The 12,171-nt window shown below is 65.7% G+C and carries 14 protein-coding genes; 4 read left to right on the top strand and 10 right to left on the bottom strand.

Features of this window, described 5'->3' with window-relative positions; all coding sequences use genetic code 11:
- Nucleotides 1-22 precede the first annotated feature (22 nt).
- Nucleotides 23-919 (top strand): hypothetical protein, encoded by an 897-nt coding sequence (locus NNJEOMEG_RS10455; protein ID WP_173084155.1) that lies wholly within the window; start codon nt 23-25, stop codon nt 917-919.
- Between the two features lie 148 nt (nt 920-1,067).
- On the opposite strand, the gene NNJEOMEG_RS10450 is transcribed toward NNJEOMEG_RS10455, so the two are convergent.
- The 7 genes from NNJEOMEG_RS10450 to NNJEOMEG_RS10420 are packed head-to-tail and all read right to left on the bottom strand — an operon-like array spanning nt 1,068 to nt 6,558.
- Nucleotides 1,068-1,739 carry an adenylate kinase gene (locus NNJEOMEG_RS10450; protein WP_173084153.1) on the bottom strand — a complete coding sequence of 224 codons (672 nt, stop codon included), beginning with the start codon at nt 1,737-1,739 and terminating at the stop codon, nt 1,068-1,070.
- A gap of 39 nt (nt 1,740-1,778) precedes the next feature.
- Entirely contained in the window at nt 1,779-2,987 is a 1,209-nt protein-coding gene (tilS, locus tag NNJEOMEG_RS10445) for a tRNA lysidine(34) synthetase TilS (RefSeq protein ID WP_173084151.1), read from the bottom strand.
- 4 nt (nt 2,988-2,991) lie between these two features.
- The gene (locus NNJEOMEG_RS10440; RefSeq protein ID WP_173084149.1) at nt 2,992-3,396 is read right to left on the bottom strand and encodes a bacteriohemerythrin; all 405 of its coding nucleotides are present in this window, start codon (nt 3,394-3,396) and stop codon (nt 2,992-2,994) included.
- A gap of 8 nt (nt 3,397-3,404) precedes the next feature.
- Nucleotides 3,405-3,740: a hypothetical protein gene (locus NNJEOMEG_RS10435; protein WP_173084147.1), complete on the bottom strand. Its 336-nt coding sequence runs from the start codon at nt 3,738-3,740 to the stop codon at nt 3,405-3,407.
- Between the two features lie 4 nt (nt 3,741-3,744).
- A complete protein-coding gene (gene hemA / locus NNJEOMEG_RS10430; protein ID WP_173084145.1) occupies nt 3,745-5,070 on the bottom strand; it encodes a glutamyl-tRNA reductase in 1,326 nt (441 codons plus the stop codon).
- Nucleotides 5,070-5,894 carry a cytochrome c biogenesis protein CcsA gene (gene ccsA / locus NNJEOMEG_RS10425; protein ID WP_173084143.1) on the bottom strand — a complete coding sequence of 275 codons (825 nt, stop codon included), beginning with the start codon at nt 5,892-5,894 and terminating at the stop codon, nt 5,070-5,072. The genes hemA and ccsA overlap by 1 nt, the downstream gene beginning before the upstream one ends.
- Entirely contained in the window at nt 5,881-6,558 is a 678-nt protein-coding gene (locus NNJEOMEG_RS10420; protein WP_173084141.1) for a precorrin-2 dehydrogenase/sirohydrochlorin ferrochelatase family protein, read from the bottom strand. The genes ccsA and NNJEOMEG_RS10420 overlap by 14 nt, the downstream gene beginning before the upstream one ends.
- 79 nt (nt 6,559-6,637) lie before the next feature.
- Between NNJEOMEG_RS10420 and NNJEOMEG_RS10415 the strand changes: the two genes are divergently transcribed.
- From NNJEOMEG_RS10415 to NNJEOMEG_RS10405, 3 genes are read left to right on the top strand one after another with little or no spacing between them, the layout of a single operon-like run.
- Nucleotides 6,638-7,864: a glycosyltransferase family 9 protein gene (locus NNJEOMEG_RS10415; RefSeq protein WP_173084139.1), complete on the top strand. Its 1,227-nt coding sequence runs from the start codon at nt 6,638-6,640 to the stop codon at nt 7,862-7,864.
- Entirely contained in the window at nt 7,861-9,135 is a 1,275-nt protein-coding gene (locus NNJEOMEG_RS10410) for a CgeB family protein (protein ID WP_173084138.1), read from the top strand. The genes NNJEOMEG_RS10415 and NNJEOMEG_RS10410 overlap by 4 nt, the downstream gene beginning before the upstream one ends.
- The gene (locus NNJEOMEG_RS10405) at nt 9,102-10,142 is read left to right on the top strand and encodes a hypothetical protein (protein ID WP_173084136.1); all 1,041 of its coding nucleotides are present in this window, start codon (nt 9,102-9,104) and stop codon (nt 10,140-10,142) included. The genes NNJEOMEG_RS10410 and NNJEOMEG_RS10405 overlap by 34 nt, the downstream gene beginning before the upstream one ends.
- A 309-nt stretch (nt 10,143-10,451) precedes the next feature.
- Here NNJEOMEG_RS10405 and NNJEOMEG_RS10400 read toward each other — a convergent pair whose 3' ends face one another.
- Genes NNJEOMEG_RS10400 through NNJEOMEG_RS10390 form a run of 3 tightly spaced genes read right to left on the bottom strand, consistent with a single transcriptional unit; the run spans nt 10,452 to nt 12,171 of the window.
- Nucleotides 10,452-11,189 carry a protein phosphatase CheZ gene (locus NNJEOMEG_RS10400; protein ID WP_235956927.1) on the bottom strand — a complete coding sequence of 246 codons (738 nt, stop codon included), beginning with the start codon at nt 11,187-11,189 and terminating at the stop codon, nt 10,452-10,454.
- Nucleotides 11,190-11,193: 4 nt separating this feature from the next.
- Complete coding sequence (locus tag NNJEOMEG_RS10395; RefSeq protein ID WP_173084134.1) at nt 11,194-11,727, bottom strand: PilZ domain-containing protein; 534 nt, start codon at nt 11,725-11,727, stop codon at nt 11,194-11,196.
- A gap of 15 nt (nt 11,728-11,742) precedes the next feature.
- Entirely contained in the window at nt 11,743-12,171 is a 429-nt protein-coding gene (locus tag NNJEOMEG_RS10390) for an NIL domain-containing protein (RefSeq protein ID WP_173084132.1), read from the bottom strand.

Here is a 12,171-nt window from a genome sequence, read left to right as displayed (position 1 = left end):
GCGCAATCCCGGACTGGGAGCCATGGCCAAGATCGACGTCGCCATCAACGTGCTGGGCAAGCCCTACCAGACCACCCTGACCCTCGTTTCCCTGCTGCGCCATTCCTGGAAGCACATCGACCGCATCTATCTGGCGGAGGAGGCGGCCAACTCGCCGGGGCAGAGCGAGGGGCTTTCCTACGTGAAGGAGAAGCTGCGCGCCAAGCTGACGGTGTTCAACCCCCGGTATTGCCATTGGATCCGCTCCGTGGACCCCGAGAAACTGGCCGACGACGACGTGCGCCTGGCCGTGCGCTACCAGTACGCCTGGGAGCACAGCGACAAGGACCGCCTGCTTGTGATCCACAACGACTGCCACTTCCGGGGCGACGTGGTGGGGGCGATGCTGGAGGCCATGGGCGACGCCGTGGCCATCGGCGACGTGGGGGCCTGCATGGGCTGTCCGGCCCACTATGCCGGAAAGTGCGGCAAGGGCCGCCACTTGGACTACCGCCCTGGGCTGGAGGAACTCACGGCCCTTTACGCGGCGCACGACTACTCCGGTCCGCACCACGTCTCGCCCATGCACGAGAGCCTGTTCAACGAGAAATTCCGCAGCCATCCCTGGCCCCTCCCGCCCTGCCGCGTGAACGAATGGTGCGCCCTGGTGGACCTCAAGGCCGCGCGGCCCCTCACCATGCCCCTGGGAAGCGGCTCGCCCCTGGGGGCCATCACCGCCATGGGGGAATACGCCCTGGACACCGGGGCCGAGTGGTTCCACGACATGCACGTGCTGGGTCTGCGCGCCGCGCATTTCCCTGTTGAGGAATACCTTCTCCACGGCTGCGGCCACCACTCCATGCTGGACCCGGGCGTCTACCGGGCCAACGAGGAAAAGGCCCGCACCTTGCTGCGCCGGGAGTACAACATCGATTTCTGAAGGCCCGCGTGATCCCCTTGCCGGTCTGCCGCGGGCCATCCGCCCTTCACCCCGGCGTTTCCTGGGAGTGTTCCCCCGCGGGGCGCGCAATGAAAAAGCCCCGGAACCGTGAGGCTCCGGGGCTCGTCTTGCGATAGAGGCGCGCGGGCTAGGCCAGCTGGGCGAGCAGGGTTTCCTTGATGGAGTCGATGGAGCCCTCGCCGTTGAGCACGATGTACTTGAAGCCGGCCTTGGGGGCCAGGTCCCTGTAGAAATAGGCCGAGGCCAGGGTGCCGGTGTTGGTGTCGTAGTAGATGTCGTGGCGCTTGCCGATGGCGCCTTCGTCCTGGTCGTCGGCGCGGGCGGAGAGCTCGCCGCCGCAGACGCGGCAGACGTCGCCGTTGGGCTTGATGGCGTCGATGAAGATGTTGTTGGGGTGGTTGGGGTCGTTCTTGCAGATGCGGCGGCCCATGATGCGGTTCTTGGCCACTTCGCGGGGCAGGAGGATCTCGATGACGTAGTCGATCTTCATGCCTTCCTGCTGCAGGGCTTCCCAGAGCTTCTGGGCCTGCACGGTGTTGCGGGGGAAGCCGTCGAGGAGCCAGCCGCCCGCGCCCTTGGCCTTCAGGGTCTCCAGGACCATGGGGATGGTGATTTCGTCGGGCACCAGATCGCCGCGGTTGATGTACTCCTGGGCCTTCTTGCCGAGGTCGGTTCCGCCCTTGATGTGCTCGCGGAAGATGCCGCCCGACTCGATGTGGGCCAGGTTGTACTTCTTCTGAACCAGGGCACCCTGAGTGCCTTTGCCGCTGCCGTTGGGCCCGAAGATCAGGATATTCACGCGCCGCCTCCTTGTTTAAAAAATAACAATCGGTGCTTCCTACCTCTGGTCTCCGGAAGTGTCAACGTCGGTGCGCGTTTGAGCGGGGCAAAAGCGCACGCCCGAGCGTTCCACGCGAGCCTCCTTGCCCCCCGGGAACTGGATGCGCTTGCCCGTGGCCCGGGCCAGCCAGGCCTCGTCCAGCCTGCGCAGGGCCGCGCCCAGGGGTTGGCCCGGCCCCAGGGACTCCACGGCGCGCTTGTAGAGGCGCAGGCGCAGAGCCTGGGTGGCCCCCCCGAGCACGCGTGCGGGCAGGAAGCCGATGGCGTCCGGCGCGTCGGCGGGGCGCGGTCCGGCGAATCCCGTCTCGCCGGGAATCGCGTCCTCAAGGGGGCTCGCGTGCCTTGCGCCGCATGGACTCGCTCTCTCCGCCTGGGCGGGGGAGGGCGCGGCGGCATGGCTGGAGGCAGCCGGGGCACTGGGGCGAGCGGCTTCCGCCAGGGCCATGGCGGTCAGGCGGCCCCAGTGGGCCTCGTCCTGGCGGGCCTGCCGCCAGAGTTCGGCCGCGCGGCCGAGGTAGTCCGGATTTTCACGAGCGAGCAGGGGGAGCACCTCGTGGCGGATGCGGTTGCGTGTGAAGGCGGGGTCGGCGTTGGAGGGGTCTTCCCGCCAGGGAGAGCCGGTTTCCTCCAGGAAGCGCCGCAGGTGCGCCTTGGGGGTGAGCAGCAGCGGGCGCAGCACGCGCCGAGCCGGGTCCCAGGCGGGCATGCCGCCCAGGGCGGGCCAGCCCGCGCCCCGGGTCAGGCGCAGGAGTTGGTCTTCCGCCAGGTCGTCCAGGTGATGGGCCAGGGCCACGACGCAGGCGCCCGTGCGCGCGAGGGATTCCTCGAAGAAGTCGTAGCGGGCCGTGCGTCCGGCGTCTTCCAGGCCCAGGCCCTGGCTGACGGCCAGATCGCGCACGTTCCGGGACGCGGCGCGGTAGTCCATGCCGAGTTCCCGGGCAAGGGCGCGGCAGAAGGCGTCGTCGTCGGGGGATTCGGGCCGCAGGCTGTGGTTCAGGTGGACGGCGACGGGGACCACGCCCAGGCGGGGGGCCAGGGCGGCCAGGATGCGCGCCAGGGCCGTGGAATCGGCCCCTGCCGACACGGCCACCAGCAGATGTCCCCGGTCCAGGGCCGCGGGGGCTTGTTCCGAGAGGAAGCGTTCCACGCCCAGGCAGAGTCGGGCGCACCAGGGCGGCAGCGCCTGGAGGCCCGTGGGCGCGGTCATGGGCTCAGAGCACCCCTTTTTCGGCGAAAAAGCGGGCGTAGCGCTGGTCCATGCCCATGACGTGGTCCACGATCCAGGCCATCAGGTAATCCAGCAATTCATCGGAAACCTGTGCCTGCCCCGCCAAATGATCCAGCTCGAAGCGCAGGAGATTTTCCACGAACGCCTCGTGGGCGTCGGCGTGGGCGGCCAGGCCGGGGAAGTCGTAGCGGGCCATCCAGCGCTCTTCGGCGGTGAAGTGCTCGCGAACGTAGGTGTTGAGTTCGCGCAGGACGCCGGACAGGGCGTCGCGTTCACCGGCTTCCAGGGCATTCTGGAGACCTGCCACCAGCCCGATGAGGTGGCGGTGCTGCAGGTCGATCTCCTGGATGTGCACCGAGAGGCTTTCGTTCCAGACGATGGGGCGCATGGGGGCTCCTAGACGGCGATGTCCAGTTCGCGGATCAGGCCGTCGACGAGGTCGATCATGTGTTCGCGCAGTTCCCTGCAGGCGTAGGCCACGCAGGAGCAGCGCAGGATCTGGCGCGATCGCACCAGCATTTCCAGGCGCACCCAGCCGTCGCCGGTTTCCAGGGGCAGGAAGAACGGACCGCAGGACGGGGCGTGCTCACGCTGTTCCGGGCCGAGCCGGTCATCCGGAACGGGAATATAATACATGCCTTTAATGGATCCCGTCCAGCCCTTGCGGGCCAGAGCCTCCTCGATTTTCTCCACGTCCTCGGGAGAAAGTTCGTCCACGGTATAGGCGCGCATGCCGTTAGTTCTCCTCGCCTTGTTTTCGGTCCAGGTGGGCGTCCGGGGGGACGGCCTCCCCATCCAGGTTGAACATGCGCCGGGTGATGTCCAGGAAGCGTTCCCCGCCTCCATCCTCCTGGGATCGGCGCTTCAGGAAGACCAGGGGGTCATGGTAGAGCTTGCGGGCCAGGGTCAGCGCCAGGGTTTCCACGGCCGCGCGGGTCTCCTCGGGGCAGTCGGGGCCGAGCCGCCGGAGGGTCTTGGCCAGCTCCTTGCGGGCGAGGTCCTCGCCGCGCCCGAGCAGGTCCACGATGGTGGGCTGGAGGTCCAGCGAATCGAGCCATGTGCCGAACTTGGCCGTTTCCACGGCGATGATCTCGCGGGCCTTTTCGGCCTCGGCCTGGCGCTGGGCCTTGTTCTCCTCCACCACTTCCTTGAGATCGTCGATGTCGTAGAGGTAGACGTTGTCCAGGCTGTTGACGTCGGGGTCGATGTCGCGTGGCACGGCGATGTCGATGAAGAACATGGGCCGCTGCCTGCGCTTCTTGAGCACGTCCTTGATGTCGCGCGCCCGGATGATGGGCTCGGCCGACCCCGTGGAGGTGATTACGATGTCCACCTCGGGCAGGCGGCCGATCAGTTCCGAGAAGACGTGGGCCTTGCCCTTGAAGCGCTGGGCCAGCTCTTCGGCGCGCGCGAAGGTGCGGTTGACCACGCGCAGCTCGCGCACCCCGGCCCCGGCCAGGTGGGTGGCGGCGAGTTCCGCCATCTCGCCCGCGCCCACGAGCATGGCCTTCTTGTCGGCCATGTCGCCGAAGATGCGCTTGGCCAGCTCCACGGCGGCGTAGCTGATGGACACGGCGCTGGCCCCGATGCCCGTCTCGGTGCGCACGCGCTTGGCCACGGAGAAGGCCTTGTGCAGCAGGCGGTTCACCACCACCTTGGCCTGGTTTTTCTCCACGCTGGCCTTGTAGGCCTGTTTGAGCTGCCCCAGAATCTGGGGCTCGCCCAGCACCATGGAGTCGAGCCCCGAGGCCACGCGGAAGAGGTGCTCCACGGCGTCCAGGCCCTTGTGGGCGTAGACGTGGGGGGCAAGGTCCGGCGATTCGCGCCCGCTGGACTCCGCCCAGCAGTCCAGCACCTTTTGCGCCGCGCCGGAACCGGGCTTCGCCACCACGAGGAGCTCCACGCGGTTGCAGGTGGAGAGCACCATGACCTCGTCCACGGCACGGCCCAGGGCGTGCACGCAGGCTTCGAAGGCTTCCTGGTCCTTGAGGGCGAAACACTCCCGCACGTCCACTCCGGCGGTGCGGTGGTTGAGTCCGAAGAGATGGATGTCGTGCTGCATCAGGCGAAACTGTGGTGCGTCTTGACGAAGAAGTTGATCCCCAGCATGGAGAGAAAGGTGAGTCCGCACACCCAGATGGCCAGCCAGGCCGTCTTGCGGCCCCGCCAGCCCAGGGCCTGGCGCTGGTGGAAGAGGTAGGCGAACAGAAGCCAGATGAACACCGCCGTGAGTTCCTTGGGGTCCCACGAGAAGAAGCGCTTCCAGGTGAGCCCGGCCCACAGGAAGCCCGAGAGCAGGCCCACGGTGTAGAGCGGGAAGCCCGCCACCACGGCCAGGCGGTTGGCGGCGTCGAGCCGGTCCAGGGAGGGCAGCGCGGCCCACACGCCCGTGAGCTTTTCCTTGGCCTTGATGCGCCGCTCCAGCTTGAGATAGGCCGCCCCGGCCGCCCCGGCCATGGCCATGAGCCCCATGGACCCGAAGAGCGTGCCGATGTGCAGGCCGAAGAAGAGCCCCGCCAGGGACGTGGGCAGCGGCAGGCGCGCCGTCGTGACCGCCTGGGAGCCCAGCAGCAGCACCAGGGCCAGCGGCGTGGCGATGAGCCCCAGGAAAGACATGCCCAGCCTGATCCACAGGATAAACAGCGTGAGCACCAGGCACCAGGAAAAGAGGCTCAGGTAGAACTCGCCGCTGGCCAGTGCCAGTGCCGGGTCTCGAGCCAGAAGGAGCGCCAGCCACAGGCCGTGCAGGGCGAAGCCCGCGCCGCTGGCCGCCCCGCCCACCAGGCGCTGGGCGCGCGCGCGGGAGAAGACGCCGCAGATGTGGCTTGCGCTGCCCGTCAGGTAGAGGGCCAGCACGGCGTAGAAGACAATGTCAGCAAAGTCCATCCAGGAGCTCCGGGATGCGGGGGGCAAGCTGCGTCGGAATGTGCCGTTCCAACAGGTCGGCGGCCGTGGCCTGGTCCCTGGCCTCCAGGGCCTCCAGAAGGCCGGAGTCCACCAGGCCCCGGAAGATGGCCCCGTTGCGCGGCGAGCCGAGCCCCAGTTCCAGCACCAGGGGGCGCAGCCTGCTCATGAGCAGGAGCGCCGCACCGTATTCCGTGCCCAGGAACTCGCCCAGGCCCTTGCGGATCTTGCGCGCCAGGGCCGGGGAGGCCCCCCCGGTGGAGATGGCCACCGTGAGGTCACCCTGGGTGAAGAGGGCCGGCACGATGAAGCTGCACTTCTCGGGCTGGTCCACGATGTTGCAGAGGATGCCCCTGGCCTCGCAGGCGCGGCTGATGCGCCAGTTGAGCTCCTCGTCGGACGTGGAGGCGATCACCAGGAAGCGGCCGTCCAGGTCCTCGTCCTTGAAGGAGCGTTGCTCGAAGGAGACGCCGGGCAGGGCGAGCACCTCGCCCATGGAGGCGTCGGGCTCGCGCGTGTCCAGCACGAGGATCTCGCTGGCCCCGCAGGAGGCCAACGCGCCGATTTTGCGCTGCCCCACCTCGCCGGCGCCGACCACGAGGCAGCGCTTGCGGGAGAGGTCCGCGAAGAGTGGATAATATCGCATGGCGGGGCACCATAACAAATCCCGCCCGGACCGCAAAGCCACTTTCTTTCCCCCCGGCCTTGGGATAACCCAAAGGACCATGAAACCGGCCCTGGTGATCCAACTGGCGCGCTTCGGCGACCTGCTCCAGACCAAGCGCCTCGTGCTGGGCCTGGAGGCCGCCGGGCGCGTGGTCCACCTGCTGGTGGACCGCTCCCTGGACGCCCTGGCACGGCTGGTCTACCCGCGGGCTGCGGTGCACGCCCTGGACGCCCACTCCCGCCCGGACCCGGCCGCCGCGGAGCGCGTCCTGGCGGAACTGGCGTGCGTGGACTTTTACCGCGTCCACAACCTCAACCACTCGGGCATGAGCCTGGCCGTATCGGCCCTTTTCGACCCCGGCGTCGTGCGCGGCCACAAGCTCCACCAGGGCCAGCCCCTGCGCGATCCCTGGGCCTCCATGGCCCTGCGCTGGACCCGAAACCGCCGCCACGGCGGGGTGAACCTGGAAGATTATTGGGCCGCCTTCGCCCTGCCCATGGCCGCTCCCGAGGCCGTGAACCCCGCGCCCGAGGGGCGGGGAGGGGGGCTGGGCGTGGTGCTGGCCGGGCGCGAATCTCGACGCTCCCTGCCGCCCGACGTCCTGGCCGGTGTAGTGCAGGCCGTGCTGCCCGCCGTGACCGGAGAGGACATCCTGCTGCTGGGCACCGCCGCCGAGCGTCCGGCGGCCAAGGCCCTGGCCTCCCTGCTGCCGCCGAAGCTGGCGGCGCGCGTCCAGGACCTCACGGGGCGCACCTCGCTCACGGAACTGGCTGGCCGCGTCGAGGGGCTGGACCGCGTGCTCACCCCGGACACCGGGGCCATGCACCTGGCCGCGCACCTGGGCGTGCCCGTGACGGCCTTCTTCCTCTCCTCGGCCTGGTGCCACGAGACGGGTCCCTACGGCCCCGGGCACACGGTCTGGCAGGCCGTGCAGCCCTGCTCGCCCTGCCGGGAGTCCGTCCCGTGCCCCAACGGCTGGGCCTGCCTGGAGGCCTTCCGCCGCCGGGAGTTCCTGCGCCTCGTCTCGGGCAGGCTCGCGGGCGATCCGCCGCCCGGGCTCGTGGGCTTGCGCACGGGCTTCGACGCCCTGGGCGCGCTCTGCGAGCCCTTCGCGGGCACGGACGGCATGGAGGACGGGCGCGCGCGGCTGCGCGGCTTCGTGGCCCGCCACCTGGGCCTTGCGGGAGGTCGGACGCTGCCTCCCGAGCCCGAACTGGCCGAGCGCCTGGAAGAGGAGCCTGACTGGCTGCTGGACAAACCTCAACCGTTACATGAGCTTTTATGAACCGACCCCTGCGCGTGCTCGTGGTCCTGCCGCTCTACGGCGGCTCCCTGCCGGTCGGGCGTTATTGTCGCGACGCCCTGGCCTCCCTGGGCCACAGCGTGGAGATGTTCGACGCGCCGGCGTTCCACGGGGCCTTCTCGGCCCTCAAGACCCTGCGGGTCACCACCGAGCGCCTGGACTACCTGGAGCACGCCTTCCTCCAGGTGGTGGGCCAGGCCATCCTGGCCAAGGCCGAGACCTTCCAGCCCGACCTGGTGCTTGCCATGGCCCAGGCCCCTCTCTCTCGCCAGGTGCTCAAGCGTCTGAAGCAGGCGGGCACGCCCACGGTGATGTGGTTCGTGGAGGACCACCGGCTCTTCACCTACTGGGAGTCCTACGCGCGCCACTACGATGCCTTCGCCGTGATCCAGAAGGGCGATTTTCCCGAGAAGCTGGCCCAGGCCGGGCAGCCCAACAGCCTCTATTTGCCCCTGGCCGCCGACCCGGCCTTCCACAAGCCCCTGGAACCCACCCCGGTGGAGCGGCGCATCTACGGGGCCGAGGTCTCCTTCCTGGGCGCGGGCTACCCCAACCGCCGCCTGGCCTTCCGGGAGCTGATGGGCCATGGCCTGAAGATCTGGGGCTCGGACTGGGACGGCGACGAGGTCCTGGCCCCCCTGGTGCAGCGCGGGGGCGAGCGGGTGAGCCCCGAGGACGCCGTGAAGGTGTTCAACGCCACGGCCGTGAACCTGAACCTGCACTCCAGCGTGAGCGCCAAGGAACTGGTCTCGGGCGGCGATTTCGTGAACCCGCGCACCTTCGAGCTGGCCATGTGCGGGGCCTTTCAGCTGGTGGACCGCCGCGAGCTGCTGCCGGAGCTCTTCGGCCCGGACGAACTGGCCACCTTCGGGAGCATGGAGGAGCTGAAGGAGCGCCTGGAGCACTTCCTGCGCGCCCCGGAGGAGCGCAGGGCCTGGGCGGAGCGCGCTCGCGCCAGGGCGCTCAGGGATCACACCTATCAGGCGCGCATGCGAACGCTCCTGGCCTTCCTGGAGGAGCGCCTTGAGGGCTGGCCCGCCCCGCGAAACGAGGAATCGGCCCTGGACGCCCTGCCGGAGGCCTACGCCGGAAGGGCCCGGGAGCTGCTGGCCAGCCTGGGGCTCTCCGAGGACGTGCCCTTCAAGGATCTGGTCTGGGCGCTTCGCGCCAGGGCCGGGAAGCTGGACGCCGTGGAGACGGCCATTCTCTTTTTGGACGAATGGCGCAAGCAGTACGGGGGCAAGAAGGAATAGCTGTCAATAGTCAATCATCTCTAACGTTGGGCGTGAATATGATGAATCAAAGTACAAAAGGCATACATACCTGTCCAATTTGTCGTTATGATGGGAATGATATATATAGCGACACTGGGGAAAGTGGGGACAGCGTAGCGTTCGATTGTCCGAGATGTGGTAAATATAATATCACAGGTACGGCAAACACCATGGTTCAATATGAAAAATGGCAAAAGTCCCTTCCATTTTTGTCGTCGTGGACAAGAGAACGCAATGAATATTATGGAGAGGTGCCAACTGTCGATTCGTATCGCATAAAGTTGGAAAGCAATTTGCATCGACAGATTTCCGAGGAAGATAGTATTGTCAGGGTTCTAAAATATATTAATCATAAAACAAAGTCTCCTGGAAAAACTGTTCTCATTGTTGATCATTACGATTTTCCAATTGTCAATGGTGGTGACGAGGATGCATTTCGTTACTACATGAAATACTTGGTTAGAGTTGGTTATGTCACGTATTGCGATGATGGAGAGTTGGGTGATGCTTGGGCATATTGTGTACGGTTAGAGATCGATGGTCGTGATAAATTACGAGAGTTTAAGTCATCTGCAGTTGTTAAGTGTGCCCGGACGCCGTGGGATTCCGTTAATCAAGCATTGGATGCTGCTCATACAAATCTACATCTCGGTGAAAGCACATCATATTTTCAAAATTGTGCTCATTCGTGCAGAGAGTCCTTGGTAAAACTGGCAGGCGAAATTTATGATGAATCTAAACATGGTGCTTTTCAGCCTGATAAGTCTTCATATTCAAATGCGCTGACAAAGATTGAGCTTGTTGTTGGTGAATTGTTGGTGGGCGGCAAGAAAAAGGAAGAGCGCTCTATGGCTAAAGCTGCAATCAGTCTTGCGAACAAGTTTGCGCATGCAGAAGTAGTTGGCAGGACGCAAGCTCTAAATTGTTATTCATCGGTGAAGGCTGTTGTGGAAATAGTTAATAATTCATTTGGTCGAAAGCCATAAGAGAAATCGTTTGTGTCCCAGAAACAAGGGTTTAAATCACTTGATACAAAGGACATCGAGAAAGCGCTCATTAGGGCCGGGCAGCGTGCCAGAGAGGACGCCGCGCGCTGGGGTACGGCCATCGTGGTCATTGAGGACGGCAGGATCGTGATAACATATCCAGGCCAACCCGAAAGACTCCCTGAACCGTTGGCGAACCTGGAAGACGAGCGCGATAACGGCCTTCATTCCCACAAATAAAACGGGGGCCGCAGCCCCCGCAAAGAAAAATCTTGCCCGTTCGCCCGGCTCGACGGGCCGTCTCTTCCCCTACATCCCCAGCGAGGCCAGCAGGTCGTCCACGGAGGCCTGGTTGGACTCCAGCTGCGGCCCTTTGAGCTCGTTCACCTGGCGGGTGGCCTGGGCGTCGATCTCCTCGATGGTCTTCTCGGGCTCCTGCTCGTGGGCGCGCACCTTGAGGCCCGTGGAGAGGTAGAGGTCCAGCACGATGGACTCCACGTTCTTGATGGCCCCGATGATGCGCTTGATGCGCTGGCCGGTGAGGTCCTGGAAGGAGAGGGCGGTCATGATGCTCATGAGGTCGGCGTTGAGCTCGTCGCTCATGTCGCGCAGCTCTTTGAGATGCTCCTTAGTGACGCCGCCGGACTTGAGCGAGTGCAGGATCTGGTTGGACTTGGCCTGGGTCTCCATGTGCTTCTCGACGATGTCCATGATGTCGCCGGTGGCCTTCTCGGTGGTGGCCAGGATGTCGTCGAGCTGTTGCGCGGCCTCGCTGAAGAGCTGGTCCGCGCGCTTCTTCTCCTTGGCGATCTCCGGGCCGCCGTTCTCCTGGCGGGCGCTGGCCAGCTCCTTGTAGATGGACTGGAGGCCGCCGCGCATGTCCTCGCTGAGGCGCTTGTAGAATTCGCTCTGGAGGAGCGACCGGGTCAGCGAGCGCGAGAGTTCCTTTTCCACGGCCTGGGTGATGGCGGATTTGAGGTTCTCCACCATCTCGTCCATGTAGCGGTCCATCACCTCTTCGATCATGGTCTCGTGCTTGGCTGTCACCGGCTTACTCCCACTTTTTCAGGCGCAGTTCGTCCCGCTGGGTCTGGAAGACGAACTGTACGATGGTTTCCAGGTCCCTGTCACGGATTTTGGTGAAATCGAGCGCCCAGATCGTGCGGCCGTCCACCTCCTCCTCGCGCACCACCTGGGCTATGGCCCCGGCCATGCGCACGGGCAGCTGGGTGAGGGTGAGCACCACTTCCACGTGCTGGCCCGTCTTGAGGTGCAGGGGCTCCGCGGAGGCAACCTTGACCCCTGCGCCGGAGATCTCCACGGCGTCCACGGGGCAGGGGAAGTCCGCCTGGAGGCTGTCCTGGGCGTGGATGCCGATGATCAGGTCCAGCTTGCGGTCCATGGCCATCAGGGTGTTCACCAGCGCCTCGCTCAGGCCGGAGCTCTTGAGCTCGTGGGCCGAGACGCTTAAGTTGGCGATGGGAGCCTCACGGAACAGGGGCAGCTCGGTCCCCGTTGAAAGCAGGCGCAACCTGCCGCGCAGGTTGGTGGGGATGCGCAGGTACGTGCGTTGTTCCTCGGCCATGGACGCTCCGTGGGGTTAGAGGACGCCGTTCTCCAACTGGGTCTCCATGGCCTTGACGGGGCAGACCTTCACGCACAGCCCGCAAGCCACGCACTTTTCGGAATCCAGGCGCACGCGCCAGGTTGTCCGGTCGATCTCCAGGGCCTTGGGGCGGCACAGGGCGGTGCACACGCCGCAGTGAACGCAGAGGTCTTCGTCCTTGCGCACCTTCTGGGCCACGGGGGTCACCTTGACGCCGTGCTCTTCAAGATATTCGATGCCGTCGCGCACGGCCTGCTCCAGGCCGTGGATCTCCAGGACCATTTCGCCCACCTCGCGCGGGTTGATCTGGGCCTTGAGGATGTTGAAGCACAGGTCGAAGAGCTTGATGATGTTGCAGACGATGGGCTGCCCCGAGGTGTCCGGGGGGAAGCTCAGGTGGAAGATGCGGCGGGTGTCGCTCAT

The organism is Fundidesulfovibrio magnetotacticus, from assembly GCF_013019105.1.
Lineage (GTDB): Bacteria > Desulfobacterota > Desulfovibrionia > Desulfovibrionales > Desulfovibrionaceae > Fundidesulfovibrio > Fundidesulfovibrio magnetotacticus.
This window is presented reverse-complemented; position numbering and strand designations above follow the sequence as displayed.